The sequence below is a fragment of the Vibrio sp. 1731 genome, from assembly GCF_033339955.1.
Classification (GTDB): Bacteria; Pseudomonadota; Gammaproteobacteria; order Enterobacterales; family Vibrionaceae; genus Vibrio; species Vibrio alginolyticus.
Window position 1 is genome coordinate 165,106 of the sequence record NZ_JAWOVO010000005.1, and the last position, 25,498, is coordinate 190,603.

The following is a 25,498-nucleotide window of genomic DNA, read 5'->3' on the forward strand; positions in this document are numbered from 1 at the left end:
TTAGGTTAGTCGATAACTGCGGATATAAGTTCTCAATTTAATTACAGTTTTGACATAAATATGACTGATGTCCACCAGCGCCCGGTAAATTTTTGCCTCGTTAATTTAAAACATTGCAAATTCTTCGAACGACCCCAATGTTCTATACAACCAAAACTGAATTAAAAGAGAAAACACGGATGAGCCAAGCTATCTGTCGCATGATTGCTCAAGAACTGAATGTTCGCCCAGAGCAAGTCAACGCCGCTGTCACCCTAATTGATGATGGCAACACTGTCCCTTTTATTGCACGTTACCGCAAAGAGGTGACGGGGGGCCTTGATGATACCCAGCTTCGTACTTTGGACAGCCGTCTGTCTTACCTTCGTGAAATGGATGATCGCCGCCAAACCATCCTCAAATCAATCCAAGAGCAAGGCAAACTGACGCCAGAGCTAGAACAAGAGATCGCGCAGGCAGACAGCAAAACTCGTCTTGAAGACTTATACCTACCTTACAAACCCAAGCGTCGTACGAAAGGTCAGATCGCGATTGAAGCTGGTCTTGAACCACTCGCAGATCAGCTTTGGAATCATCCACAAACCGAGCCAGAAAGCGAAGCAAGCAAATACCTTGATGCAGACAAAGGCATCGCAGACACCAAAGCTGCATTGGATGGCGCTCGCGCGATCATCATGGAGCGCATCGCAGAAGACGCAAACTTACTGGAAAAAATTCGCAACCACTTAAATCGCAATGCGGAACTGGTTTCACGAGTCGTTGAAGGCAAAGAGCAAGAAGGCGAGAAGTTTAAAGATTACTTCAACCACAACGAGCCCCTAAGCAAAGTGCCATCGCACCGCGCACTGGCGATGCTACGCGGCCGTAACGAAGGCTTCCTGACATTGGCAATGAATGCTGATCCAGAACAGGAAGAAGGCGCTCGTCAGTCTTACTGCGAAACGATTATCGCCGACCATTATGGCGTGACGCTAAGCAGCGCACCGGCGGATACCTGGCGTAAGCAAGTGATCAGCTGGGCATGGCGCATCAAAGTATCGATGCACATGGAAACCGAGCTAATGGGCGCAATGAAAGAGCGCGCTGAAATCGAAGCGATTGAAGTATTCGCCACTAACCTAAAAGACTTGTTGATGGCAGCACCGGCTGGCCCTCGTGCAACACTTGGTCTCGATCCGGGTCTGCGTACAGGTTCAAAAATCGCGGTTGTCGACTCAACAGGTAAAGTGCTTGCAACCGAAACCATCTACCCTCACCCACCACAAAAACAATACGACAAGTCAGCACAAATCGTTGAGCAGTTGGTGCGTAAGTACAACGTGGATTTGATTGCGATTGGTAACGGTACGGCTTCACGTGAAACCGACAGCTTTGTCGCAGACGTCATCAAACGTGGCAACCTGAAAGTTCAGAAGATCATCGTAAGTGAAGCGGGTGCATCGGTTTACTCAGCGTCTGAGCTTGCAGCAAAAGAGTTCCCGAATATGGACGTATCACTGCGTGGTGCAGTGTCGATTGCACGTCGTTTGCAAGATCCATTGGCTGAACTCGTGAAAATTGATCCTAAATCTATTGGTGTGGGTCAATACCAGCACGATGTAAGCCAATCTATGTTGGCAAAACGCCTAGATGCGATTGTGGAAGACTGTGTAAACGCGGTTGGTGTTGATGTGAACACTGCTTCTGCGGCGCTACTGACGCGCGTAGCAGGCTTATCAAGCACCATCGCGCAGAACATTGTCGACTTCCGCGATGAGAACGGCCGCTTCGAAGCACGTACAACCTTGAAGAAAGTACCTCGTTTAGGTCCTAAGGCGTTCGAGCAGTGTGCGGGCTTCCTGCGTATTATGGATGGTAAGAACCCACTTGATGCGTCTGCGGTTCACCCAGAAGCGTACCCAGTGGTCAAAGCGATTTCTGAGAAGAACAACAAAGATATCAAAGCACTGATTGGTGATTCAAGCTTCCTTAAAGGTCTGCATGCGGTCGATTACACCGACGATAACTTCGGCGTTCCAACCATTACAGACATCATCAAAGAGTTAGACAAGCCGGGTCGTGACCCACGTCCAGAATTCAAAACGGCGACCTTTGCAGAAGGTGTAAACTCGGTATCTGACTTGGAACCGGGCATGATTCTAGAAGGCGTGGTGTCTAACGTAGCCAACTTCGGTGCCTTCGTTGATATCGGCGTTCACCAAGATGGTCTTGTGCATATTTCTGCACTGACAGATCGTTATGTGTCTGACCCACGTGAAGTGGTGAAAGCGGGCGACATCGTCAAAGTGAAAGTGATGGAAGTTGACGTGCAGCGTAAACGTATTGGTCTATCGATGCGTATGAACGACGAACCGGGTCAAGACAACCGTAGCCAACGCTCATCAGCAGCGCCGCGTCGTAATGACCAACCGCAGCGTCGTCAGCCTCGCCGTGATGATTCGTCATCGAACAGCGCGATGGGCGGTGCATTTGCTGCAGCGTTTGCTAAAGCGAAAAAGTAATCTTACCTAGGCTTCACCGCTAACGAGCTTTCATAACTAAAAAGAAAACGCTCCAATCAGTCAACCTGCTTGGAGCGTTTTTGTTTGAGTAGGATATTGAGTCGTCATAATACTGCTATCACTTCTGACGGGGTATGGGGAGCGACTGCATGACCATAATGAAACTTGATCACCTTCCTGCGCTTTTCCATTAATCCTTCATTGATCGCAGCATCCAAAATGCGCTTTGGTAAGCGAAAGCGGATCGCGTAGCCTTTCCCCTGGTCTTCACTATACGATTTGAGCGCAAGCAAACTAAAAAGCCGTTCTAGTGTATCTTCCGGCTCTTCTTGATAACGCGTGTCGACTTCCGTTTCCATATCATAATCAGGATGCTCTGAAGGATCCCAAGAAGACTGACGTCGGCGCTTGTCATCACCTTTTACTTTTCGCTCTGCATTGGTTTTGGCCAATGCGACCGTTGGCGTTACAGGCTCTCGGACTTTATTGTCGCGAGCTGCTTGTTCCGTCTGCACATTCACGGATGGGGCGATCAGTGGCACACTTACGTTGGTCGGTGACACAATCATTGCGAACCCTCCTCAGAGTCGCCCAACTCGTCAATATGGCTTAGCTTTATTGGCTAATAAAACCTCACCAGCCTTTATATCGACCACTTTTTAAACAACTTGAGGTATTTCCGCTCGTACTTGCTCAATCGTGAGCAAACTCTCGGATTTGAACACAAAATTCGTCATGTTCGGTGATAAAAGGCGCGTGAGAGGACTGATTAAAAACAAACTGCTGGGTATGAGGCAACTGTTCACTTAAATCGTTAGCTACTTTAATTGGCACCAACCCATCTAAACGGCCATAAAGACGCAACATTGGAACAGAAAGAGACGTCAACGCATCGCGCAGATCCACATCAGCAAGGATGTTTAGCCCAACCAACAGCGATTCAGGGTTTGGCTGAGGGCGCGATAGTACCGCTTGCTTGAGCTGTTTAACGTCTTTACGCGCTGATGGGCTGCCCATCGCTTGCAACGCCATAAAGTGCTCAATGGTCAGTGAGAAATCTTCTAGCAACTGAGAGGTGAACGCACTCAGTACATTCGGTTGAATGCCACGCCAAGGTTTTTCTGCGGCAAATTTAGGTGAGCTGGCAACCGTAATCAACTTAGCCACGCGCTCGGGCATATTTAATGCCACATGCGTCGCCACTAAACCTCCGAGGGACCAACCAAGCCAAATCGCTTTCTCTGGCGCACCTTGCACCACCAAGTTAGCAATATGGTCTAAATCTTCAGCATGAGATTCGGCGCTATGTCCGTACCCCGGAAGGTCAACCACATGAACTCGGAAATAAGGTTGAAGAGACTCGACTGTCTGCTGCCATACCGCACCATTCATGCCCCAACCATGCAGTAACACCAAATCTGGTCCCTGACCAAATGACTGCCAGTGTAATTTCGTGCTCATGCTCTCAATCTCTCCCACTTATTTTATTCCCTACGGCTTCAGCCAAGCGTTAGGCTGAGTAAAATATCACCATGAATAAACGCTATGTTATCTCATCACTGGCAAAACATCATGCATCGCGTATTGAGCAGTCAATGCGGCCTGTGTCGGTTCCCTATTCAAACACCAAGCCACACAAATACTCTGCGCTGGTGCGAGCACTGTTTAAAATACCTAACTCCGGTAAAACGATGTCAACGCTGCGGTTTATCATTACAGAAAGAAGAAATGAGTACGGATAGTATTTGTGGTGAATGTCTTTCAAAGCCACCGCCATGGCAAAGGCTATACACGTTAGGCGATTACGACTTTCCCCTTTCACGGGAAGTACAACGCTTTAAAGATCACGGAGAGTCTTGGCATGTAAAAGCATTAACCGAGCAACTGGCACAGCGCATCACCACGCCAGCTCCAATCATTACCAGTGTGCCATTGCACTGGCAGCGTTACCTGCGCCGGGGTTTTAATCAAAGTGATGTTTTAGCCCGACACCTCGCCAAGCAATTGCAGACTAATTTTGATGCGAAGGTCTTTCGTCGAGTAAGGCTCGCCCAATCACAGCGTGGTAATACCAAAACAAGCCGTGAACAAAACTTAAAAGGCGCGTTTATTCTCAATAAGCGCCCTCACTCTTCCCATGTTGCCATCGTCGATGATGTAGTCACCACAGGCAGTACCGTCCGACAATTATGTCATTTACTACTTGAAGTTGGCGTAGAAAGCATCGATATTTACTGCATCTGCAGAACACCTGCTCCTCGTTCTCTCTAGATCGCTTCGCCATGCCTTAGCATCAAAAAGACTAGACCCATACGTCAACAAGAGTAGAATAGCAGCAGTAACCTACAAATTTACTCGGGTATTCGTCGTGTCAAATATTACTATTACAGAAACTGCGCAAACGCATTTCGCTAACCTTTTAGGTCAACAACCTGAAGGCACTAACATTCGTATTTTCGTTGTGAACCCAGGTACACAAAACGCTGAGTGTGGCGTGTCTTACTGCCCACCAGAAGCAGTAGAATCGACCGACACTGAACTCTCTTACAGCGGTTTTTCAGCTTACGTGGATGAGCTGAGCCTGCCATTCCTTGAAGACGCTGAAATCGATTTTGTTACCGATAAAATGGGCTCTCAGCTAACGCTAAAAGCACCTAACGCTAAAATGCGTAAAGTTGCGGACGACGCACCACTGGTTGAGCGCGTTGAGTACGTTATCCAAACCCAAGTCAACCCACAGCTTGCTGGCCACGGTGGTCACGTAAACTTGGTTGAGATCACTGAAGACGGTGTTGCAATTGTTGCATTTGGTGGCGGTTGTAATGGCTGTTCTATGGTTGACGTAACACTAAAAGAAGGCATCGAGAAAGAGCTGCTAAACCAGTTCATTGGTGAACTAACCGCAGTTCGTGATGCTACAGAACATGACCGTGGTGATCACTCTTACTACTAAGAGTAAACACTGTCAGAAAATGGGAGGCTTCGGTCTCCCATTTTTGTATCGATACTGAGGTGATGCTGAGATGCTTAGCTCGACTCGTAAAATCTGCTAGAAACTCAGGCGGAGTTCTCATATATTAAGAATCTTACGCATCTCGTAAACGCCAACGACACCAAGGAGCCAGCGTCATGCCGAAACGAACCCCACCAGAGATACTCTCATGCCAGACGGTTGCAAAATCCAAACTGTTTGCTGTGGAAGCGCTCGACCTTCGTTTTTCCAATGGTGAGCATCGTACTTATGAGCGTATGAAGCCAAGTGGACGAGATGCTGTAATGGTGGTTCCTGTAACAGAACAAGGCGATTTATTACTGGTGCGTGAATACGCCGCTGGAACTGAACGTTACGAGCTAGGTTTCCCAAAAGGGCTGATTGACCCAGGAGAAACACCACACCAAGCTGCGGATCGTGAGTTAAAAGAAGAAATCGGCTTTGGCTGTAATCAGTTAACCCCGTTGAAACAAGTTATCCTCGCGCCATCTTACTTTTCGAGCAAAATGACTCTATTTTTAGGACAGGCGCTTTATCCAGAGAAGCAAGAAGGCGATGAGCCTGAACCACTGGAAATTGTGCGTTGGCCACTTGCGCAAGCCGAAGAGTTATTAACTCACATGGATTTCTGTGAAGCACGAAGCATCACAGCGCTAATGTTGGCACTGAAACACTTACCAAACACCACTCACAAGCATAACCAATAACGGTCATTAGAACCGAATAACACTGTGAGTAAGGACTATCACTTATGCCAATGACAAAAGATCTATCTCACCTACTTCCTCAAGTCATCGAGATTGCCCGCAGTGCTGGGCAAATGATCCTCGAAATATATGAAAAGAAGCAATACGAGGCCTACACCAAAAGTGACGAAACTCCCGTAACAAGTGCAGATATTGCAGCTCACAAGTTCATCACTGAACGCTTGAGTGATCTGACGCCTGACATTCCCGTGTTGTCAGAAGAAGACGCAGACATAAGCTTAGAGCAACGCGCTCAGTGGGAACGTTATTGGTTAGTCGACCCTCTTGATGGTACTCAAGAATTCATCGCTCGCAGTGGTGACTTTGCCACTATTATCGCGTTGGTCGACAACAATCGACCAACCATGGGCGTCGTTTACGGTCCTGTATCTGGCGTGACTTACTACGCTTATAATGGCAAAGGCGCCTGGAAAATTCCCGACATGTCGGACAGCGTCAAAATCCATACACACAAACACGAACAGCCAGAGCAAAGCATCGCAATTGCTATTAGTCGTCGCCAAGACATCAATCGTATTACTAACCGTATGAGCAGCGCCTGGAATTACGACTTAATACCGCTCGGTTCTGCGGCATTGAAAGCATGCCTCGTCGCGGAAGGGGCGGTAGATTGCTATCTCCGACTAGGTCCAACAGGTGAGTGGGACACCGCTGCGACACAATGCATTGTTGAAGAAGCTGGCGGACGTATTCTCAGCACGCAATTAGAACCGCTGTCATATAACGAGCGGGAAACACTAGAAAACCCGAATTTTATTGTTCTTGGTGATGCGGATTTACCTTGGAATGAGATTTTACAACGCAAAGATTAAGCGCCCTATCGGTAAAATTTAGAGCACAAAATTCTAGCAATAGAAAGGCCACGAATATCTTCGTGGCCTTTTCTTTTTGACCTTCTGTACAGCACTTGGAGTATTTGGCCTACTATGTTCCAATTGCCTGTAAAGCTGAACGAAAGAAAACAAATCAATTAAAAATCATGGTTTTAAATTTCCATTCATTCCCAATGTACAGCGAATAGAGGTTTTAGCTTACAATGATCCAAAAGCAAAAAGAGCTGCACAATAGCAGCTCTTTTAAGATATTGGATTTTGTCACGATAGGTTAGAAGCGCCCTTGGTAGTTAAACTCATATTGACCTTGAGCATTCGGCTTACCCAACCATTTTAGTTGCTCCCCCATGCTGGATGGGAACTCTGCACCAGGTTTGAACCACGCTTTGGTTGAGTACCGTTGATTAGGCATCAGTTCAGCGGAAAACGCCGCAGAGACTTGTTTGCTGCTCTGCTCACCAGTTGCCGTCAATACACTATCCTGACAGTTTATATCGGCAATCACAGGACCGAGATCTAAGCTGCCAACGGGGCTTTGAATACCACTGGCATTCCATACTAAAGTGCCTTCACCGTTCTTACACCAAGGCGCAGCATAAGTCGCATGACGAATATTCAGCTCAAGCTGCCCATCAACACCAACAGGCACAGGGAGGCGCGCTTGCTCAACAACTTTTACCGCCGGAATTGAGGCAACTAAGTTTTTGGCATAAGGGCCATCACTTAAGCTATAGCCGACAAAACCGCGCCCACGAACGTCCATTTCACTACCACGACCAAAGCGCACAGCAAACTCAGCTTTACCTGTCAGTAGACTCGACCATTGGAAATCCCAATTAACTTCTCCAAGGTTCTGGCGCTGCCAACGAATACTAGCAGCTTGACCTTGCCATACCGAACCGTTGGCTCCTTGAATGTCCAGGCCTCTCACTGTTGGTGCTTGTTGTAACACCCAAGAGACTGGTAATCCCATTAAAAGACTGACTGAAAAAAAGACGATAAAGATAACAACGTAAAGTACTGCTCGCTTCACCTTAACCTCGCTTAAACTGAAGGCGGTTTACATCGATCATGCCCGCTTGCTCTGTTCGGTCGATATCTAAAAATTCGACTTCAATACCCTGTTGCTCTTTCAAGTAACGTAACCAATCCACTAGTTGATTAAACGCGAGTGGTTTGATCCACACTTGAACGCTCTCATTACGAGGTTGTACGCGAATCAACTCAACTTTATAACGACGAGCTGAAGAAGAAACCAACTGATTCAACGGTTGACTAGAGTAGCTCACACCGCTGCTTTTTCGCAGTGCAGTGATGCCATCCGCTTTATCTTGTACCCAAGCTAGCAACTGTTTTTCGCTTTGAATACGTGACTGAGCTAGCTCCGCACGTTGGCTCATTGGCTGTAATAAACCCCAATAAATAATACCGATAACGGCAATAGCGCCACATCCCATGACCAAACGCTGCTCACGCTGCGAGATGCTACTCCACCAAACCTGAGCTTGAGAAATTAAGTTTTTCATCATCACCTCACAAACGCTTCAAAACAAAGCTGCCAACCACAACGTTATCGCTACGGTTCAACTGACCTTGCTCAACATTAAACTTCTCTGCCAATTTCACACGAGCCTGCTCAAAAGGTTGGAAGTCTGAACTACGAGCCTGAATACGTACTTCGCCACGTTGTCCGTCGTATTTAAAGCTAGTGATCTCCAAGTCGCTGACCTGACCAAGCGTCGCGGGTAATGCCGCCAACCATGACAACATTGCCTGCTGACCACTTCCACCAGATAAGCGGCGCTCTTCATCATCCATTTGTCGTTTGAGGTAACTAACGGTAGGAATGCGTCGTTTATTTGGGAACACCTGGCGGAAAATACGCTCACTCTCCTCACGATACGCTTGAGCTTGTGCTTCGTACTTGTGGACCACGAGCAACTGCTGCGCAACCATGACGACGATAAGCACCCCCGCAGCAATGGTGGCTTTTTGCCAGAGCTTCCAGTATTTACCCCAAGAAGATTTCGGCTTGAAGATCCCAGTCAGCAAATTGACTTTGCTTTCTGTCACCCCCTTCGCCAGTAAAGCCATCGTCATTTCTTCTGGTTGCGGCTCCCATATTTCAGGTAACGCAGATTCCGGGACCGAGCTATAGCAATCGAGCTTCCAACCTTCATGATTTTGTAGATAAGAAGAGAGGTAAAGGTCTAACCAAGAAGCGTCGACAACCGCGCCCTCTGTCGCAGAGTGACGAATTAGCCATTGCTCGCCAATCATTGCAGCACAGCTGTGCTCTCCACGAACCGGTAACGCAAGCACATCGGGTAAAATGCGTTTAATAGCGATACCTTGGCTTGAGAAACGTTGCAGTACAGTCTGAATCCAAGCACGTTCAACTGCGCAAATCTGCGCTTTATCCGCTTGTTTACCCAACACGCTAAAGTGCAGGCCATCAACGTCCTGAGCAACTTCGTCTTCCACTAAGTACGGTAACATCGCCTCGAATTGGCGTGTTGCACCAGGTGGTATATCCACTTGCGTCAGGACCACATCATTACTCGCCAACAGCGCCACAACTTGGCGCTGACCAGCATATGAGACCAACTCATCTAAGTGTTCCCACCCGGCGATTTCACCGCTAGCAATCACTTCCTGTTGATCTGTCGACCACACCACCCAAGGAATGGTACTTTGTTGTTCGCTACTCAGCCGAACGGTCAGAAACTCGCTCACTGATCCCTCCAAAACGACGGCGAACTACGGTCACCGTTTCTCTATTTGTACTTTGCAAAAGGCTTCGGATACGTACACGTGATTCATCCACCAACACTTGTGCATCCAATTCAAAAAAGGCGCTATCCACACCCAAATAGCCTTTGGCGTTTTTCTTTACATCTTCACTTAAGCCAGCCATTTCTGACTCTGCTAAAAATTCATCAATGCTATCCCACCCATCAAATGGGCGTTTTTCAATTAGCTGAATCGCATCACTACTGCTTAAGTTTGGTGAGAACATTGCCACCAAAATCGGAGCTTGCTCAACATCAATCGTATTCACGTTTAAACGCCAGTCATCACTTGGTAATGCACAGACCAACGGCTCCAATTTTTGGAAAATTTCACCACTCACCTGATAGACAGCCCGTAACTCGGAAGCATCTGCCATCCAACCATTTGATGCCAAATAGGAAGGCTTCATCGCTTCATATGTGCTGTCTTCAACCCCAGTAGTCGAACGGACAGAGTCATCAGCATCAATGTATTCCCAAGTAGAGTCTGCAATGATTTCTGCTTGATATGGCTCGACATCCAACTCTTCTAATAGGCGCTGCAATACATTCACTAAATATGGTCTTGTAATTTGCTGACCCGTTGGTTGCACACGACTCAATACATTTAGATTAAAGCACGCTTGCTTGTCTCTAATTCGTCCCGCCGCTTGACCATAATCTAACGGATAGACTTGCTCTTTTATCGCCCACGGTTGACTCATATTAATCGTGTCGGTGTCTTTATAACTTTGTTCGATACCCACTTTTGCTAGCGCCTCGACGCCAAGGCTGTACCAGTACGCTTGCTGGTAATTGATTTGATTAGCGCCTCGCTGAAACTGCAAGAACAAACGTTCCGACATGCTGGCGGCAACCGTCGCCATAATCGCCAGCAACATCAACACTATAATCAAAGCAACACCGCGCTGACGGTTAACCATTATTGCTGTCTCCTGAACTTTCCTCTTTCTGACTCAATGTGCCATCAGGAGTGAGATAAGTGCGGGCAATTTCTCCATAGTCTTTGAGAGTGAGAACAACAGAAACCGCTTTCGGCAGCGCTTTTTCTTCAGCCCACTCTTTTTTCCATTGCTTACCATCATAAAAACGCATATCAAATGACTCGACCTGGGTTAGCAATGGAGTAACAGTGCCTTGTTGCCCAACCGGCGTATCAGGATAGTGCCACCATACTCGCTGCAGTGTTTCTTCTTTTAAGCGATAGCCAACCTTGGTTACTTCTCCACGAGGGAACTGCTGCTGAGGGTTGTGCCAACCTAAACGGGCAAACATCAGTCCTTTGGTATCGGAGTCCAACAGGTAATCGGACCAAAAAATTAGCCGGCTAGAAGGCTCTTCACCATTAGTACGCGTTTGACGCATCGCCATTTGACGAAAATCGTTATCCATCATAACCATGGCACGCTGAATTTCGTTTAAGCGTTGGGTTCGTTCTTGTGATAGCGCATTGCTACGCTGTACTTGCGATACCACTTGGTACGCTGCGACACTTAAACTGGCAAAGATGGCAATCGATACCAACACTTCAATAAGTGTAAAACCTTTTACCCTTTGGCGCGTGTTTGCGCGGGGATGATTATTGCGCCACATAGCTTCGTACCGTTAATACAGGGCTCGCGCTTTTCTCTACCGAGACGCTCACATCAAATGCTTTCAGCAATGGCTGCGTCGTGGCGACTGGCGTGACTTTCCAGAACCAAGTGCGTCCTGCCAGCTCTTCTGTGCCGTTTTTCGCTTTGAGTTCTCCGGTATTCAACATCACATTTGCCATCTGATTATCCACAACCATGGCTGCAAACATTTTTTCTTCTAGATAACTGATTGTATTAATATGCTGGCTCACAGAGCGAATGACACTGATGGCAGCGGTAGCGAAAATTGCCAGTGCGACCAATACTTCCAGTAAGGTCATGCCTCTCGTCCGGCGATGACTCAAATTTGGGCGAGCTTGCTTAAAATTGCGCATTCTCATCCTCTTTCACTTCTTCGCCCGGAGCTAATAACAAAATTTGTCCACTTTCTTTGCCAATGACTCGCCAACCGTCATTAAAGGCATCACCATTTTGCGGAAAAAAAGACAGGGTAAATGGCGTGACTTCGGCGCTGGAAAAGATAAACACTTGCGGTGGCTGAATTTTCTTTTCGTCCTCTTCTTCTGCGAACATGTCTTCATCAAAAAGAGAACCTGGTTTGAATAAGCGCTCATCATTATCCCAAGCACCACCTCCGAGCTCGAGTTGTAGCGTAATATCTTCTTCTAGCTTGGTTTTGCTCGGAATCTGCTTTAATTTCAGAGGCTGCCAACCTTCTGAGGTTAAACTCAGTAGAGCGTAGGTCGATTTGGTATCATCCACTCGAACGCCAAAATCTTTACCGCTCAGCACCGCTTCTTCATTGAGCAGCTGTAAACGCTGAAAAAAGCTTTGAGCATACTGTTTGGAAAGATCTTTTTGGCTAGTCGGTAACGTCGAGATCACGGCCACAGCCGTAAGAGATAGCAAAACCAGCACCAATAGAATTTCTATCAATGTAAAACCGTTATGTTTTCGCATTTGTTTCATTAGTGCTGGCTTAGGCTCAATTATTGGAAGTCTTGCATGTTCCAGTTGCCAATATCTGCAGCTGGACCTTCTCCACCCTCTTGGCCATCTGCGCCTAGAGTGAAGATATCGATTGTACCGTTATCACCTGGGCTTAAGTATTGGTACTGGTTGCCCCAAGGGTCATTAGGAAGACGTTTGATGTAACCACCATTACGGTAGTTGCGTGGCTCTGGGTTAGATGGCTTGCTAACCAATGCTTCTAGACCTTGGTCCGTTGTTGGGTAAACGCTGTTATCCAACTTGTACATATCTAGGGCATTTTCCAGCGCTACGATATCCGTAATCGCTTTTTGTTGGTCAGCCTTCTCTTTGTTACCCAATAGGTTTGGAACAACAAAACTTGCCAAAATACCCAGGATAACCACAACAACCATCACTTCTAAAAGTGTAAAACCCTGTTGTTTACTACGCTTAAACTTCATTTTTTTCTCCGAAAGTTAGATTAAAGCCATGCCGTTAGTAGACACGTCTTAATTCGAAATTATCCGCTCATCAAGTTATTCATTTCTAGCATTGGCATCAAGGTCGCCATCACAATGAACAACACTAATCCAGCCATTAATGCAATCAGCGCAGGAGTAAACACACCCAGAGCAATATTGACTGTTGATTCAAAGTTTTGATCTTGGTTATCGGCTGCCCGCGTCAACATGCTCTCTAATTCACCACTTTGCTCACCACTGGCGATCATGTGTAGCATCATTGGTGGAAACAAGCGAGTTTGGTCCAACGCCTTACGCAAACTAGCGCCCTCTCGGACGTTATCCGCTGCAAGCAAGACTTGCTGCTTCACATAACGGTTAGACATAACATCTACCGCAACGCGCATACCCTCGAGAATTGGAATCGCACTGGAAGTACAGATCGAAAGTGTTCGTGCGAATCGTGCGGTATTCAAACCTCGAGAGATCTTACCTATTAGCGGTAAGCTCAAGATTTTTCTGTCCCAAGCTAAGCGAAAGTCTGGCTTTTGCAACGCCAGTTTGAGGCCATAGAAAAGCGCCACCAGCACAACGAAAATAATCAGCCCCCAATCTTGCACAAACTCACTGGCTGCCAGTAAAAATTGCGTCGATTGAGGTAACTCTTGGCCCATCTGAATGATGGGTTCAATGATTTTAGGAACCACTGTCGCCAATAAGAACGAAACGATGACAACCGCGAATACCACCAAAACTACAGGATAAATCATGGCTTGAAGCAATTTAGATCGCATCTTTTGGCGGTTTTCGACATAGTCTGCCAAACGCTCTAATACGGTATCGAGGTGACCTGATTTTTCGCCCGCCGCAACCATAGAGCGGTACAGTTCATCAAACACGTGTGGGTAATCGGCAAAACTGTCGGCGAGCGGATAACCCTCGGTTACTTTCGAGCGAACCGCAGCCAACATAGAACGAATCCTCGGCTTTTCAGCCTGCTCAGAGACCGCACGCAAACACTCTTCCAAAGGCATTCCTGATTGGACTAGCGTAGACAATTGCCGTGTGATGAGTGCCAGCTCAGATGTCGAGATGCCGCGCTTAAAGCTGACTGAACCTGAAGACTTAGCCGATTTAGCTTTCGTCTCAACCACTTCAATCGGGATCATCCCTTGCTCTTTGAGTCGCTGGCGCACTTGTCGGGCGTTGTCCCCTTCTATCGTGCCTTTTTTATGCTTGCCTTTTGCATCTAGCGCTTTGTACTCAAATGCCGCCATTAGGTTTCCTTCGTCACTCGCATCACTTCTTCAAGTGACGTAATGCCACGACGCACTTTGCTTAAACCATCGCTGCGAATACTTGGCGTATGGGCGCGAACGGCTCTCTCAATTTCTTGCTCACCAGACTCTCGGTGAATCAACTCTTGTACTTGCTCATCAACCATAATGAGCTCGTGGATACCTGTTCGACCTCGGTAGCCTTTTTGGTTACACGCTTCACAGCCTTTTGCTCGGTGCAGTTCTAACGGTTCATGCGCTTCCATACCAAACAGTTTTTTCTGTTCCGCATCGGCTTCATACGGCTCTTTACAGCTTGGACAAAGCGTTCGAACTAAGCGCTGCGCTAGCACCCCTAATAACGAAGAAGAAATAAGGAATGGCTCAATACCCATATCACGTAGACGCGTAATCGCACCCACTGCGGTGTTGGTGTGGAGAGTCGACATTACCAAGTGACCCGTTAAGGACGCTTGCACTGCAATTTGTGCGGTTTCTAAGTCACGGATCTCACCGACCATCACCACATCCGGGTCCTGACGCAGAATGGCACGCAAGCCGCGCGCAAACGTCATGTCGACCTTTGGGTTCACCTGAGTTTGACCGATGCCATCAATATCAAATTCGATCGGGTCTTCAACCGTTAGAATGTTGCGTTCGTTGCTATTGATCTCTTGCAAGCCAGCGTACAAGGTGGTGGATTTACCAGAACCTGTCGGGCCCGTCACCAAGATGATACCGTGAGGGCGGCCAATCAAGTGACGGAAGTTGTCATGCACTGAAGGGGTCATGCCCAAACTATGTAAATCAAGACGAGTCGCGTTTTTATCCAACAGACGCATTACCACGCGCTCCCCATGAGAGGACGGCATCGTCGATACACGCACGTCCACCGCACGACCACCGATACGCAACGAAATACGGCCATCTTGAGGCACACGCTTTTCTGCGATATCTAGTTTAGCCATAACCTTCACACGAGAAACTAGCAAAGGCGCTAGCTTACGACTTGGGGTCAGAACTTCACGTAATACGCCATCGACACGGAAACGAATCGAAAGGGTTTTCTCGAACGTCTCAATATGAATATCCGACGCACCTTCTTTGATCGCTTCACCCAACATGGCGTTGATCAATTTGATGATTGGCGCATCGTCTTCCGATTCTAATAAGTCTTCATCATGCGGCAGTTCTTCAGCCAAAGAGAAGAAATCATCGCTATCAGCACCAATATCTTCCATCAACTGACGCGCTTCAGACGAGTCGCGTTGATATGCTTCAGTCAGCTTTTTATCAAAGGCTTCTTTATCGATAGGTTGCGGTACGAAGCTTTTCTTTAATACACGACGGACTTCAACCAGAGCCGCAGGGTTAAGCGGCTCGACATAGTAAAGAATAGGTGGACGCTCAGGATGCTCTGTCTCCAGCACCAGTTTAAAGCGGTTGGCAAAACTGAATGGCAGACGACGCATACTTGGCGCTGTGTCTAACATATCAACCATTAGTTGTTTTCCATTTGATCAATAAACGCTTGGATCTCTGTTGGGTGCTGACGCTCCTGGCCAAAGGCTGGCATAACCGGGATCTTCTCGTCAGCCATCAACTTCAAACCTTGATCCGCTTTGTAAAGCTGTTCTGCGCGAATAAAGTTGTATTTACGCTGCGTAATACCGTCGGCCGTCACACCATCGCGAATAATCGTCGGCTTGATGAACACCATCAAGTTACGTTTTTCTGTTTGCGTGCTAGTTGACTTGAACAGATGGCCAAGTACCGGAATGTCACCCAATAGCGGCACTTTAGACTCACTTTCAAGTGCGCGTTCATCGACCAAACCACCAAGAACCAACATCTGACCATCTTGGATCATGACAGAGGTGTTTAACTGTCGTTTAGCAAAGCGAACGTCAACCGCACCGTTTGCGCCTAATACGTTGGAAACTTCTTGTTCAATGTTTAACTGTACAGAGTCACCTTCGTTAATTTGTGGCACTACTTTGAGTTTGATACCGACTTCTTTACGGTCAACCGTTTGGAATGGGTTGTCGTTGTTTGAGCCAGCCGTAGAGCCCGTAATAACCGGAACCTCTTCACCCACAATAAATGATGCTTCACCATTATCCATTACAGTGATACTTGGAGAAGATAGAATGTTTGAGTTGGAGTCAGAAGCAACAGCACTAATTAGCGCTGTCCAGTCACCCATGACAATACTCATTGCCGCACCATTTACTCCGCTAAGTGCTGACGCTAGCGTAGAGTAGTCACCTGATTCAGTAACATCATATGGCGTTCGTTCGCCATTAGAGTTGGTATAGTATTCAGTTCGGGTTTGATCTTTTGCTTCTTCTAGCCCAACCATCACCTGACCAATCGGGGCTCCTGAGTTACCGTACTGAATTACAGCACCCGTTTCTAATGAACCCCACTGAACACCTAGGTTAATACCATCACCTTCAGACATTTCGACAATTAACGCTTCAATAAGAACCTGAGCACGACGAATATCGAGTTGAGAAATGACGTCTTGTAATGCCATCATAATATCTGGTGGCGCTGTTAAAACTAACGAGTTAGTTGCAGCGTGAGCAGCAATGACGACCTCACCACGCGATGCACCTGATGTTTTCTGACCGGCTTGTTTTTCAGCTTGCAGGTTATCGGAAACACCTTTCAATACATCCACCAAATCTTCAGCTTTCGCATTTTTCAGGTACACAACTCGGTTGTTACCTTTTGTCGCCATTTCAACATCAAGTTGACGAATCAAACGTTTCAAGCGGGCTCTTACTTTTGGATCACCAGAAATTAAAATCGCGTTAGTACGTTCATCGGCCACAATTTTAGGTTCAAGGAACTCTGGCGTGCTTTTCTGATTCGCACTTTTATTCAGTGCTTCAACAATGCGTACCATTTCAGCAGCAGATGCATTACGCAGCTCTACCAATTCAATTTCTTTATCACCGGCTTGGTCAACACGCTTGATGATCTCTGCTAAGCGATTCACTACTGCCGCACGACCTGTGATCAAGATAATATTCGCTGGATCATAATGAACCACGTTACCGGCACCGGCGTTATCAATCAGCTGACGAAGTAGAGGAGACAACTCTCGAACCGACACATTACGCACCGCGACAACTCGAGTGATAACACTATCGCCTTGCGCGCTGCCATCACCTAACACAGGGATTGCTGAGGTTTTTGAGTCTTTTGCTTTGATAACCTTAAGTACCCCATTGTCCATCTCTACGACTGCGTAACCGTATACTTCAAGGACATTAAGGAAAAAGCTGTAGTATTGCTCTTCGTTAAGAACGTCATAGCTGCGGACATCGATTTTACCGCGTACTGAAGGATCAACAATGATGGTCTTTTCGAGGTTACGACCCACTATGTTGATGAATTCTTGAATATCAGTGCCTTTAAAGCTCGCACTAAATTCGTTTGCCATTGCACCTGGTACGCAGAGTAAACTTCCTGCTAGTAGCCAAGCACTTTTGCTGAACCAATGTTTCACGTATGTCTCCCTGAACTTACGCCGGTTGCCTAAGTCTTACAATTGGATATAGATATCGTACTGTTGGCCGTCTCGCTCAACAGTTAAATTTAATTCTTGCGGATCGCTCATCACTTGCATCAGTTGTACTGAAGAAGACGGGTCACTTAAATCGATCCCGTTCAGTTGAACCGCAATATCGCCAGGTTGTAGTCCTACATCATTAAATAATGCGGCATCACGACCAGGTGATACTCGATAACCAACAATGTCTCCGTCTTTTTTGACGGGTGAAATGGTGATGTATTTAAAAACGCTTTGTGGATCTTTCGCAATTTCCTCGCGGATTTGCTCTAATTTCTCTCCAACGTCAGACGTCGCTGCTTCTGCTCGCTGAGCTTGCGCCCTAGCTACCTGCGGCGATTCAGATAGCTTCTTATATTCTATACCTTCCATCATTAAGGTCTCGTCTCGACCTTGGTTATCAATGATGACGCGATCCACCAATACCGCTTTTAGTGTCGCACGTGTCCCTTCGATTTCTTCACCCAAACCGTACGTAGCTTGCTTACCTCGGTTAGCAATAACAGCAAGGCTGGTGTTGGCATCACTACTTGCAACCGCACCGACCAGCGTAAGGTTAAGGCGCGTCTTAGGGGCGTCTTTAACAATAGGCTGTTCTACAACCGCCGCTTTTTGCTCAGTGTATTTACCGAATAGGTTGGCATTCTGAAGGGCATTAAAATCTATCGCGTCGCCTTTATTGCTCGCAGCAACGCTACTCGCCGATGGACGCCATTGCGGCACTTCCGACGATTGAGGTATGGCTAACCACACAATTTTGCCAAGTATCCATCCGGTTATCGCAATAAACAGACAGGTAAGCAACAAGCTAAGTTTGGCTTGAATGGTATAATGATTGGACTTGATCTGAGCCAGTAGCGGTCTGCTTGATAATCCTGCACTTAGCTCTAAACGTTTCACTGAATGGATTCCTTTATTCTAACGTCCGTCATTTAAGCTATAACGATAGCTATCGACTTTAAATTGCTAAATTTGCAATAAAATTATTACTCAACAAAGAGCAGTGAACTATATCACAAGTTGTCTTTCATACCTTTTTCTTATGCAGTTTTTGCCAACTCCCTTGAAAAAAATACGCCTTGACTCCATCTGTAGGTGGATAATCCATCACTCATTGCCGTATTCGGGCAGTGATTAGATAGCGTAGTGTTCTATGAGTTCCCTAAATGAAGCCGTTAGGCTAGATAAATGGCTATGGGCCGCAAGATTTTACAAAACCCGCTCCATCGCGCGTAACATGGTCGATGGCGGTAAAGTCCACTATAATGGCCAACGAAGCAAGCCGAGTAAAATCGTTGAAGTGGGCGCTGAAGTCAGACTTCGTCAAGGCAACGAAGAAAAAATCGTGATCATCGAACAAATCTCAGATCAACGCCGAGGCGCTCCCATCGCACAAACCTTATATCGCGAAACCAATGAGAGTATCGCGAAACGTGAGGAACACGCGACTCAACGTAAGCTTAATGCCCACAACCCAAGTCCGGAACGCCGCCCAGATAAAAAGCAGCGCAGAGACATCATTAAGTTCAAACACCAATAAAAGCCGGAATTACCAACGAGGAAAGCACTCCATGGCAAATAATGTTTTAAACCGCTACCTATTCGAAGATCTTTCAGTACGTGGCGAGTTGGTACAATTGGATGAAGCGTACCAACGTGTTATCTCCAGCAAGGAATATCCGGCAGCAATAGAGAAACTGCTGGGTGAGCTACTCGTTTCAACTACTCTTTTAACTGCCACTCTTAAGTTCGAAGGTTCGATCACCATCCAGCTACAAGGCGACGGTCCTGTGTCTCTTGCCGTTATCAACGGTGACCATAACCAACGTGTTCGTGGCGTAGCTCGCTGGGAAGGCGATGTTGCCGATGACGCAAACATTCACGATCTAATGGGTAAGGGCTACCTTGTGATCACCATCGAACCGAAAAACGGCGAGCGTTACCAAGGCGTCGTTGGATTAGAAGGTGACACTTTAGCAGAAGTGCTAGAAGGCTACTTTGCAAACTCAGAGCAGTTAAAAACGCGCCTATGGATCCGCACTGGTGAGCATGAAGGCAAAGCACACGCAGCAGGTATGTTGATTCAAGTGATCCCTGACGGCACTGGCTCTCCAGATGATTTCGAACATCTAGAGCAGCTCACTGATACAGTAAAAGATGAAGAATTGTTTGGTTTAGAAGCGAACGAGTTATTGTATCGACTATATAACCAAGACAAAGTACGTCTGTACGAGCCGCAACCTGTCGAGTTCCATTGTGGCTGTTCTCGTGAGCGTAGCGGTGCAGCAATCATCACCGTTGAGAAAGCTGAAATTTATGACATTTTGGCAGAAGTTGGATCAGTTTCTTTACATTGTGATTACTGTGGCACAACTTATACGTTCGACGAATCTGAAGTCACTGAACTGTATGCACAAGCTTCTACAGACAAGAAAACCCTGCATTAATTTACATAGCTTATCAAGCACGTAATTTACCCTACAAAAGGCCAGCTTAATGCTGGCCTTTTTGTGATCAACCCCTCGTAATAACTAGCCTCAAGCGTAATAAAACAACTGCTTAATTTTAAACAATTAATAATGATTTTGCCCTAGCGCAAAGGATTGCGTGCACGATAGACTATTCCCACCAATATGTGACGGGTTACCTAAAACCTTATTGAAATCATGGGTAAATTTTGAGCTATCTCCCTGTTTTCTCCCCGCCCCGTTGCTAGCATGGTGAGCAGATTAAAATTAAAACATTCTTACAAAATCCCTACAAAATCCTTATAAGGAGCACCTATGACCGTTATGGAACATACTAAGGCTGCAACACTTGATCTAACCAAGCACGGACTGCATAACGTAAAAGAGGTTATTCGCAACCCAAGCTACGAAATGTTGTTTGAGGAAGAAACGCGTGAAGACCTAACCGGTTATGAGCGCGGCGTGGTTACTGAACTAGGTGCGGTTGCCGTTGACACTGGCATCTTTACTGGTCGCTCACCAAAAGATAAATATATCGTCAAAGACGCTACGACAGAAGAACATATGTGGTGGACGTCTGATCAAGTGAAAAATGATAACAAACCAATCACTCCTGAAGTGTGGGACGAGCTAAAAGAACTGGTCACAAACCAGCTTTCTAACAAACGCTTGTTTGTTGTTGACGGTTACTGTGGTGCAAACCCAGATACACGTTTGAGCATTCGTGTTATCACAGAAGTCGCATGGCAAGCGCACTTCGTTAAAAACATGTTTATTCGCCCGACGGAAGAAGAGTTAGCGATATTTGAACCAGACTTCGTAGTAATGAATGGCGCAAAATGCACTAATCCAAAATGGGAAGAGCAAGGCCTGAACTCAGAAAACTTCACCGTATTTAACCTAACCGAGCGCATGCAACTTATCGGTGGTACTTGGTACGGCGGTGAAATGAAGAAAGGTATGTTCGCCATGATGAACTACTTCCTTCCACTAAAAGACATCGCATCAATGCACTGTAGCGCTAACATGGGCAAAGATGGCGATGTAGCGGTATTCTTCGGTCTATCTGGTACGGGTAAAACGACCCTGTCGACTGATCCTAAACGTGCGCTAATTGGTGATGATGAGCACGGCTGGGATGATGACGGTGTCTTCAACTTCGAAGGTGGTTGTTACGCAAAAACCATCAAACTTTCGAAAGAAGCGGAGCCGGACATCTACAACGCAATTCGTCGTGATGCACTGCTAGAAAACGTAACAGTACGTGGCGATGGCTCTATCGATTTTGATGATGGTTCGAAAACAGAAAACACACGTGTTTCTTACCCTATCTACCATATCGATAATATCGTTAAGCCAGTATCAAAAGGCGGTCACGCGAATAAAGTGATCTTCCTATCAGCCGATGCATTTGGCGTACTGCCTCCAGTATCTAAATTGACACCTGAGCAAACTAAGTACCACTTCCTGTCTGGCTTTACCGCCAAACTAGCGGGAACAGAGCGCGGTATTACTGAGCCAACACCAACTTTCTCTGCTTGTTTCGGCGCGGCGTTCCTAACGCTCCACCCAACAAAATACGCGGAAGTACTGGTAAAACGCATGGAAGCAGCGGGCGCTGAGGCTTACCTAGTGAATACTGGTTGGAACGGCACTGGCAAACGTATCTCCATTCAAGATACACGCGGAATTATTGATGCCATTCTTGATGGTTCGATTGAAGAAGCACCAACTAAGCACATTCCAATCTTCAACCTTGAAGTACCAACGTCACTACCAGGTGTGGATCCTAGCATTCTAGACCCTCGCGACACGTACGTTGACCCACTTCAGTGGGAAAGCAAAGCGAAAGATTTAGCAGCGCGCTTTATCAATAACTTTGATAAGTACACAGACAACGCTGAAGGTAAATCTCTGGTTGCGGCTGGTCCTCAGATTGATTAAATCGAGTAACAGCGACGTCGCGTAAGCTCAGTGAAAAGTTGGCATTAACTTACCACCTTTACGTAGGCCAAGTTACAAAAATTGCTTCAAGCCCCTCTTTTGAGGGGCTTTTTATTGAATACCACAGAATATTGATACAAGCTAAAGCCTATCTAGTTTTATTTAATAACACACGTAGGTTCTAGCAAAGATGAAAACAGCGCGTCGAGTTCTACTTCTGTTACTGGTTATCTTAGTTGCCATTCCGGCCGCTACGATTGCGCTGCTAACAACATCTTACGCGGACGCAACCTGGCGCTTGCTGTCAAACACCTTTTCTCTTCCCTTCCGGGCCGGAAGCGTGCGTTATGACTTTCCCTATCACCTAACTTTACAACGCGTGAACACCAGCGGAGACGATGCGTCTTACATCGAGCAAGTCGATTTATGGATGAATCCCGATGTTTATCGCGATGGTAAATGGATCGTTGATAGTTTATTGATTGATGGTATGAGCTTGCAGTATGGCGTACCAAAGCTCCCGCCTTTAGACAACGTTTTATTCCATCAAATCGCGCTCAAAAATATTGATTACGCCGACGAGCATTTCTCTGCCAATGGCATTGATCTTCAAATTCAATCACCACAATGGAGTGATCAATTAATACCATATGGCGAAGTTCAACTTGCGGCCGACCAACTCTATTGGAATGGCGAAGCCTTTAATCAAGTCTTAGTCGATATAGACTACAAACCGCAAGACAGTACGCTTTATGGCACCTCTTTTAACTGGCGTAACAGTCAAATATCTGGGCAAGGGGAGCAGTATCCTCAAGGTTGGTCTTTAGTAAATGTGACCATCAACAAGCTGAAACTGAGTAATACGCAGCGCCAATCACTGCTTGCAAAACCTTGGCACGATCTACCATTTAACATTAATCATATTAATAGCTTAGATTTGCTTAACGCCGATATTGAATGGGGCGACTGGCACTGGCAGAACTTGGATCTTTCTGTGGAAAACGCCACACTGCCACTGTCTCTCTGGAAGACAAAAGCTCAAGTGTCATTGCAGGCGGATAGCGTTCGATTCCAGCAGCAAACCGCAATAGAGCCACGTTTGAGTGCCGCTATCGAGCCAGGAGTAATCCAGCTCAACGAGCTCAGCTTAGATTGGCAGCAAGGTCGAGTGCAAGTTTCTGGATTGTTCACGCCAACACAATGGAAGCTCAAAGAAGCCTCTATTCGAGGCCTCAAGTGGGCAACACAGCCAGAAGACAACCTAAATTGGTGGCACGCCGCCACCAGCGAGTTAGAGCATGTTGCAATCGAACGACTCGACATTGAGCGCAGCCAAATTATCCAGCTATCTCACGAACCTTATTGGCAACTTTCCGGTTTAAATATCGAAGGGCAACAGCTTGATATTAAACAGTCGGCTCAACGTTGGGGCCTTTGGCAAGGCGAATTGGAAGTCAGCGTTGTCAACGCTAGCTATGACCAAATACTCACGTCTCACGCAGCACTTGCCATGCAAAGCAAAGATGGCTTTTGGCAATTGACTCGCCTTTTTGCGCCACTCGAGCAAGGCTACGTAGAAGGCATCGGACAGATAGATTTGAGTACCCCGAGCCAACCTTGGGCGCTCAACGTCAATGCTGATGGTATTCCCTTATCGCTCTTCCACGATTATTTTTTACCCGACACACTGGCTATTGATGGTTTTTCCGATCTCAGCCTCGATCTACAAGGGTTGTCAGGTGATCGCAACATGCTGGCCTACAGCTTGTCGGGTGAAGTGGAAGCCAACCTCCGAGATACCCGCTTGAAGTCCCAAGCGGATCATTCGTTCAAAGCCATTACCTTAAGTCCACTGCGTTTAAGCTCGCAACGAGGGGAAGTTGCCATAAAGCCGGTCACAATCTCAGGAAAAGCCATAAGTGGTAAGGTTTGGGGAACATTTGATATGGCCAACAACCCGCTAAGTGGCATTACTTATCAATTGGAAGAGTCGTGCGGAAACATTGAAGGCGATCTACTAAGTGGTGAAACCCACCGTAATGAGTGCGTGAACGCATCAAAACTGGCCGAGCCTACTGATATTGAGACTCCACAGAAAAATGAACCTTCCATCGAGCAACCTATCGTGATTGATAACATCAACTTGGAGATTCAAGAGGAAGAGCTTTACGAAGAAGTTATCGAAGAAGATGAAGTACCCAACACGCATTCCGCAGCAGAAGAACAAATCCTCTCACCGACAGAGCAAGAAGGTGAAACAGATAAGCGCCCAGCAGGTCAGTCGGCGCTTAACCCATCAGCAACTGAGTAACTGCGAGTAATTCGGTATCAACATATAGGTACCGACAAAATCCACAGCTGGCGTGTCACCACTATAAATCACTACATGAATAACGATGCGTGCTTTGCGTCCCGACTCCAATCGGTCTAGGTCACCACTGATCCCATCCAACGAAGTACTCGCCACGGGGTTTTGTTCGACTGGTTGACGATAACGAATAGAGCTGTCGGCCAACACAATATCACCGTGCAACCCACGCTCTTTAAGCAGCAGCCACGTCATCCCCCACCCTGTCAGGGTTGCTAAGGTAAAAGCTGACCCGGCGAACATGGTGTTATGCGGATTAAGGTTAGGATTAAGCTGCGCACAGCATTCAAACTGGTAACCCGTGTACTGGTTAATTTTGATCCCCATTTTGTCGCTAATTGGGATTTGTTGCTCCCAGCGCTGTTGAAGCTCAGTACACCATTCAGGGCGACGTAACACATTGGCCATCGGATCCAGTTGCTTCACCATTTGCTGATGGCGCACAGGGCCACGCTCATCGGTCAGCTCACCTCGACGCTCAAAGCCATTTTTTTCATAAAAGGCGATGGCATCTTCACGGGCATTACACACCAAGCGTTTCGCTCCTTCTTGGCGTGCTAACGACTCTAGTGCAACCAAAACCAGCGAACCCATCCCTTTGCTACGGCGATTATTTTTAACCGCCATATAGCGGATCTGGCCATCATTGTCCGGCGTAATGTATAAACGGCCAATCGCCATAGGACGACCTCGACCATCAACAATCATGCGGTGATGACTCATTTCGTCGTATTCATCGCGCTCTGAGCCGATCGGCATACGCCATGGCTCACGAAGCAGTTGCCAGCGAAACTGATAATACTTGTTTATCTGATTATCGGTTTTGGGAGTAATGAGTTTGAACATATCAATCCTTTGAAAGCACAACACTAATCAGTGTCGGAAAAATTACTCCAAGCCAATTCCATGAGCTTGGAGTTAAAGCTTAGACTATGGCGCCTGTGT

The 25,498-nt window shown here is 46.8% G+C and carries 24 protein-coding genes; 9 read left to right on the top strand and 15 right to left on the bottom strand.

Features of this window, described 5'->3' with window-relative positions:
• Positions 1 to 179: 179 nt before the first annotated feature.
• Positions 180 to 2,501 carry a Tex family protein gene (locus R7035_RS08085; protein WP_005379317.1) on the top strand — a complete coding sequence of 774 codons (2,322 nt, stop codon included), beginning with the start codon at positions 180 to 182 and terminating at the stop codon, positions 2,499 to 2,501.
• Between the two features lie 104 nt (positions 2,502 to 2,605).
• Here R7035_RS08085 and R7035_RS08090 read toward each other — a convergent pair whose 3' ends face one another.
• Complete coding sequence (locus tag R7035_RS08090; RefSeq protein ID WP_005379316.1) at positions 2,606 to 3,070, bottom strand: hypothetical protein; 465 nt, start codon at positions 3,068 to 3,070, stop codon at positions 2,606 to 2,608.
• 124 nt (positions 3,071 to 3,194) lie between these two features.
• The gene (bioH, locus tag R7035_RS08095) at positions 3,195 to 3,962 is read right to left on the bottom strand and encodes a pimeloyl-ACP methyl ester esterase BioH (RefSeq protein ID WP_318146083.1); all 768 of its coding nucleotides are present in this window, start codon (positions 3,960 to 3,962) and stop codon (positions 3,195 to 3,197) included.
• Between the two features lie 84 nt (positions 3,963 to 4,046).
• Between bioH and R7035_RS08100 the strand changes: the two genes are divergently transcribed.
• The 4 genes from R7035_RS08100 to cysQ all read left to right on the top strand — a co-directional run bounded on the left by R7035_RS08100 (position 4,047) and on the right by cysQ (position 7,072).
• The gene (locus R7035_RS08100) at positions 4,047 to 4,772 is read left to right on the top strand and encodes an amidophosphoribosyltransferase (protein WP_033905914.1); all 726 of its coding nucleotides are present in this window, start codon (positions 4,047 to 4,049) and stop codon (positions 4,770 to 4,772) included.
• Between the two features lie 97 nt (positions 4,773 to 4,869).
• Positions 4,870 to 5,454 (top strand): Fe-S biogenesis protein NfuA, encoded by a 585-nt coding sequence (gene nfuA / locus R7035_RS08105; protein ID WP_005379313.1) that lies wholly within the window; start codon positions 4,870 to 4,872, stop codon positions 5,452 to 5,454.
• Between the two features lie 176 nt (positions 5,455 to 5,630).
• Positions 5,631 to 6,200, top strand: coding sequence for an ADP compounds hydrolase NudE (nudE, locus tag R7035_RS08110; RefSeq protein WP_005379309.1), 570 nt, complete (start codon positions 5,631 to 5,633; stop codon positions 6,198 to 6,200).
• Between the two features lie 44 nt (positions 6,201 to 6,244).
• Positions 6,245 to 7,072, top strand: coding sequence for a 3'(2'),5'-bisphosphate nucleotidase CysQ (gene cysQ, locus R7035_RS08115; RefSeq protein WP_005379308.1), 828 nt, complete (start codon positions 6,245 to 6,247; stop codon positions 7,070 to 7,072).
• A 292-nt stretch (positions 7,073 to 7,364) separates the two neighbouring features.
• On the opposite strand, the gene R7035_RS08120 is transcribed toward cysQ, so the two are convergent.
• The 12 genes from R7035_RS08120 to gspC are packed head-to-tail and all read right to left on the bottom strand — an operon-like array spanning position 7,365 to position 18,673.
• On the bottom strand, positions 7,365 to 8,126 hold the full coding sequence (locus R7035_RS08120; RefSeq protein ID WP_017635007.1) for a type II secretion system protein N: 762 nt from the start codon (positions 8,124 to 8,126) through the stop codon (positions 7,365 to 7,367).
• A 1-nt stretch (position 8,127) separates the two neighbouring features.
• Positions 8,128 to 8,619, bottom strand: a complete 492-nt coding sequence (locus R7035_RS08125; RefSeq protein WP_005383002.1) for a type II secretion system protein M — start codon at positions 8,617 to 8,619, stop codon at positions 8,128 to 8,130.
• A 7-nt stretch (positions 8,620 to 8,626) separates the two neighbouring features.
• Entirely contained in the window at positions 8,627 to 9,829 is a 1,203-nt protein-coding gene (gene gspL, locus R7035_RS08130; protein ID WP_005379304.1) for a type II secretion system protein GspL, read from the bottom strand.
• The gene (gene gspK, locus R7035_RS08135) at positions 9,798 to 10,808 is read right to left on the bottom strand and encodes a type II secretion system minor pseudopilin GspK (protein WP_005379302.1); all 1,011 of its coding nucleotides are present in this window, start codon (positions 10,806 to 10,808) and stop codon (positions 9,798 to 9,800) included. The genes gspL and gspK overlap by 32 nt, the downstream gene beginning before the upstream one ends.
• Complete coding sequence (gene gspJ, locus R7035_RS08140; RefSeq protein WP_005379301.1) at positions 10,801 to 11,478, bottom strand: type II secretion system minor pseudopilin GspJ; 678 nt, start codon at positions 11,476 to 11,478, stop codon at positions 10,801 to 10,803. Before gspJ ends, gspK begins: the two co-directional genes overlap by 8 nt.
• Positions 11,465 to 11,854, bottom strand: coding sequence for a type II secretion system minor pseudopilin GspI (gene gspI / locus R7035_RS08145; RefSeq protein ID WP_005379300.1), 390 nt, complete (start codon positions 11,852 to 11,854; stop codon positions 11,465 to 11,467). The genes gspJ and gspI overlap by 14 nt, the downstream gene beginning before the upstream one ends.
• Positions 11,841 to 12,440, bottom strand: a complete 600-nt coding sequence (locus tag R7035_RS08150) for a prepilin-type N-terminal cleavage/methylation domain-containing protein (RefSeq protein WP_031779019.1) — start codon at positions 12,438 to 12,440, stop codon at positions 11,841 to 11,843. The genes gspI and R7035_RS08150 overlap by 14 nt, the downstream gene beginning before the upstream one ends.
• A 29-nt stretch (positions 12,441 to 12,469) precedes the next feature.
• Positions 12,470 to 12,913 carry a type II secretion system major pseudopilin GspG gene (gspG, locus tag R7035_RS08155; protein WP_054579411.1) on the bottom strand — a complete coding sequence of 148 codons (444 nt, stop codon included), beginning with the start codon at positions 12,911 to 12,913 and terminating at the stop codon, positions 12,470 to 12,472.
• Positions 12,914 to 12,972: 59 nt separating this feature from the next.
• Positions 12,973 to 14,190 (bottom strand): type II secretion system inner membrane protein GspF, encoded by a 1,218-nt coding sequence (gspF, locus tag R7035_RS08160; protein WP_005382993.1) that lies wholly within the window; start codon positions 14,188 to 14,190, stop codon positions 12,973 to 12,975.
• A complete protein-coding gene (gene gspE / locus R7035_RS08165; RefSeq protein WP_005379296.1) occupies positions 14,190 to 15,692 on the bottom strand; it encodes a type II secretion system ATPase GspE in 1,503 nt (500 codons plus the stop codon). Before gspE ends, gspF begins: the two co-directional genes overlap by 1 nt.
• Entirely contained in the window at positions 15,692 to 17,710 is a 2,019-nt protein-coding gene (gene gspD, locus R7035_RS08170) for a type II secretion system secretin GspD (protein ID WP_005379295.1), read from the bottom strand. The genes gspE and gspD overlap by 1 nt, the downstream gene beginning before the upstream one ends.
• Before the next feature lie 36 nt (positions 17,711 to 17,746).
• Positions 17,747 to 18,673 carry a type II secretion system protein GspC gene (gene gspC, locus R7035_RS08175; protein WP_005379294.1) on the bottom strand — a complete coding sequence of 309 codons (927 nt, stop codon included), beginning with the start codon at positions 18,671 to 18,673 and terminating at the stop codon, positions 17,747 to 17,749.
• A 253-nt stretch (positions 18,674 to 18,926) separates the two neighbouring features.
• On the opposite strand from gspC, the gene hslR reads away from it, so the two are divergent.
• The 4 genes from hslR (at position 18,927) to R7035_RS08195 (ending at position 24,496) form a co-directional block, all read left to right on the top strand.
• The gene (hslR, locus tag R7035_RS08180) at positions 18,927 to 19,313 is read left to right on the top strand and encodes a ribosome-associated heat shock protein Hsp15 (RefSeq protein WP_005379292.1); all 387 of its coding nucleotides are present in this window, start codon (positions 18,927 to 18,929) and stop codon (positions 19,311 to 19,313) included.
• A 31-nt stretch (positions 19,314 to 19,344) separates the two neighbouring features.
• A complete protein-coding gene (hslO, locus tag R7035_RS08185; RefSeq protein ID WP_005379290.1) occupies positions 19,345 to 20,220 on the top strand; it encodes an Hsp33 family molecular chaperone HslO in 876 nt (291 codons plus the stop codon).
• 336 nt (positions 20,221 to 20,556) lie between these two features.
• Positions 20,557 to 22,185: a phosphoenolpyruvate carboxykinase (ATP) gene (gene pckA, locus R7035_RS08190; RefSeq protein WP_053307278.1), complete on the top strand. Its 1,629-nt coding sequence runs from the start codon at positions 20,557 to 20,559 to the stop codon at positions 22,183 to 22,185.
• Positions 22,186 to 22,375: 190 nt separating this feature from the next.
• Positions 22,376 to 24,496 (top strand): AsmA family protein, encoded by a 2,121-nt coding sequence (locus R7035_RS08195; RefSeq protein ID WP_318146084.1) that lies wholly within the window; start codon positions 22,376 to 22,378, stop codon positions 24,494 to 24,496.
• Here the strand turns inward: R7035_RS08195 and R7035_RS08200 are convergent.
• Entirely contained in the window at positions 24,482 to 25,399 is a 918-nt protein-coding gene (locus tag R7035_RS08200) for a bifunctional GNAT family N-acetyltransferase/hotdog fold thioesterase (protein ID WP_005379283.1), read from the bottom strand. The genes R7035_RS08195 and R7035_RS08200 overlap by 15 nt on opposite strands.
• Positions 25,400 to 25,498 lie beyond the last annotated feature (99 nt).

What these genes read in the sequence shown, in the direction of transcription:
- cysQ (WP_005379308.1), top strand. Translation starts at nt 6,245, where the DNA reads ATGCCAATGACAAAAGATCTATCTCACCTACTTCCTCAAGTCATCGAG.
- nudE (WP_005379309.1), top strand. Translation starts at nt 5,631, where the DNA reads ATGCCGAAACGAACCCCACCAGAGATACTCTCATGCCAGACGGTTGCA.
- gspK (WP_005379302.1), bottom strand. Translation starts at nt 10,808, where the DNA reads ATGGTTAACCGTCAGCGCGGTGTTGCTTTGATTATAGTGTTGATGTTG.
- R7035_RS08200 (WP_005379283.1), bottom strand. Translation starts at nt 25,399, where the DNA reads ATGTTCAAACTCATTACTCCCAAAACCGATAATCAGATAAACAAGTAT.
- gspE (WP_005379296.1), bottom strand. Translation starts at nt 15,692, where the DNA reads ATGGTTGATATGTTAGACACAGCGCCAAGTATGCGTCGTCTGCCATTC.
- gspJ (WP_005379301.1), bottom strand. Translation starts at nt 11,478, where the DNA reads ATGTGGCGCAATAATCATCCCCGCGCAAACACGCGCCAAAGGGTAAAA.
- R7035_RS08090 (WP_005379316.1), bottom strand. Translation starts at nt 3,070, where the DNA reads ATGATTGTGTCACCGACCAACGTAAGTGTGCCACTGATCGCCCCATCC.
- R7035_RS08195 (WP_318146084.1), top strand. Translation starts at nt 22,376, where the DNA reads ATGAAAACAGCGCGTCGAGTTCTACTTCTGTTACTGGTTATCTTAGTT.
- R7035_RS08085 (WP_005379317.1), top strand. Translation starts at nt 180, where the DNA reads ATGAGCCAAGCTATCTGTCGCATGATTGCTCAAGAACTGAATGTTCGC.
- pckA (WP_053307278.1), top strand. Translation starts at nt 20,557, where the DNA reads ATGACCGTTATGGAACATACTAAGGCTGCAACACTTGATCTAACCAAG.
- hslR (WP_005379292.1), top strand. Translation starts at nt 18,927, where the DNA reads ATGAGTTCCCTAAATGAAGCCGTTAGGCTAGATAAATGGCTATGGGCC.
- R7035_RS08125 (WP_005383002.1), bottom strand. Translation starts at nt 8,619, where the DNA reads ATGAAAAACTTAATTTCTCAAGCTCAGGTTTGGTGGAGTAGCATCTCG.
- R7035_RS08150 (WP_031779019.1), bottom strand. Translation starts at nt 12,440, where the DNA reads ATGCGAAAACATAACGGTTTTACATTGATAGAAATTCTATTGGTGCTG.
- gspI (WP_005379300.1), bottom strand. Translation starts at nt 11,854, where the DNA reads ATGCGCAATTTTAAGCAAGCTCGCCCAAATTTGAGTCATCGCCGGACG.
- hslO (WP_005379290.1), top strand. Translation starts at nt 19,345, where the DNA reads ATGGCAAATAATGTTTTAAACCGCTACCTATTCGAAGATCTTTCAGTA.
- R7035_RS08100 (WP_033905914.1), top strand. Translation starts at nt 4,047, where the DNA reads ATGTTATCTCATCACTGGCAAAACATCATGCATCGCGTATTGAGCAGT.
- bioH (WP_318146083.1), bottom strand. Translation starts at nt 3,962, where the DNA reads ATGAGCACGAAATTACACTGGCAGTCATTTGGTCAGGGACCAGATTTG.
- gspG (WP_054579411.1), bottom strand. Translation starts at nt 12,913, where the DNA reads ATGAAGTTTAAGCGTAGTAAACAACAGGGTTTTACACTTTTAGAAGTG.
- gspF (WP_005382993.1), bottom strand. Translation starts at nt 14,190, where the DNA reads ATGGCGGCATTTGAGTACAAAGCGCTAGATGCAAAAGGCAAGCATAAA.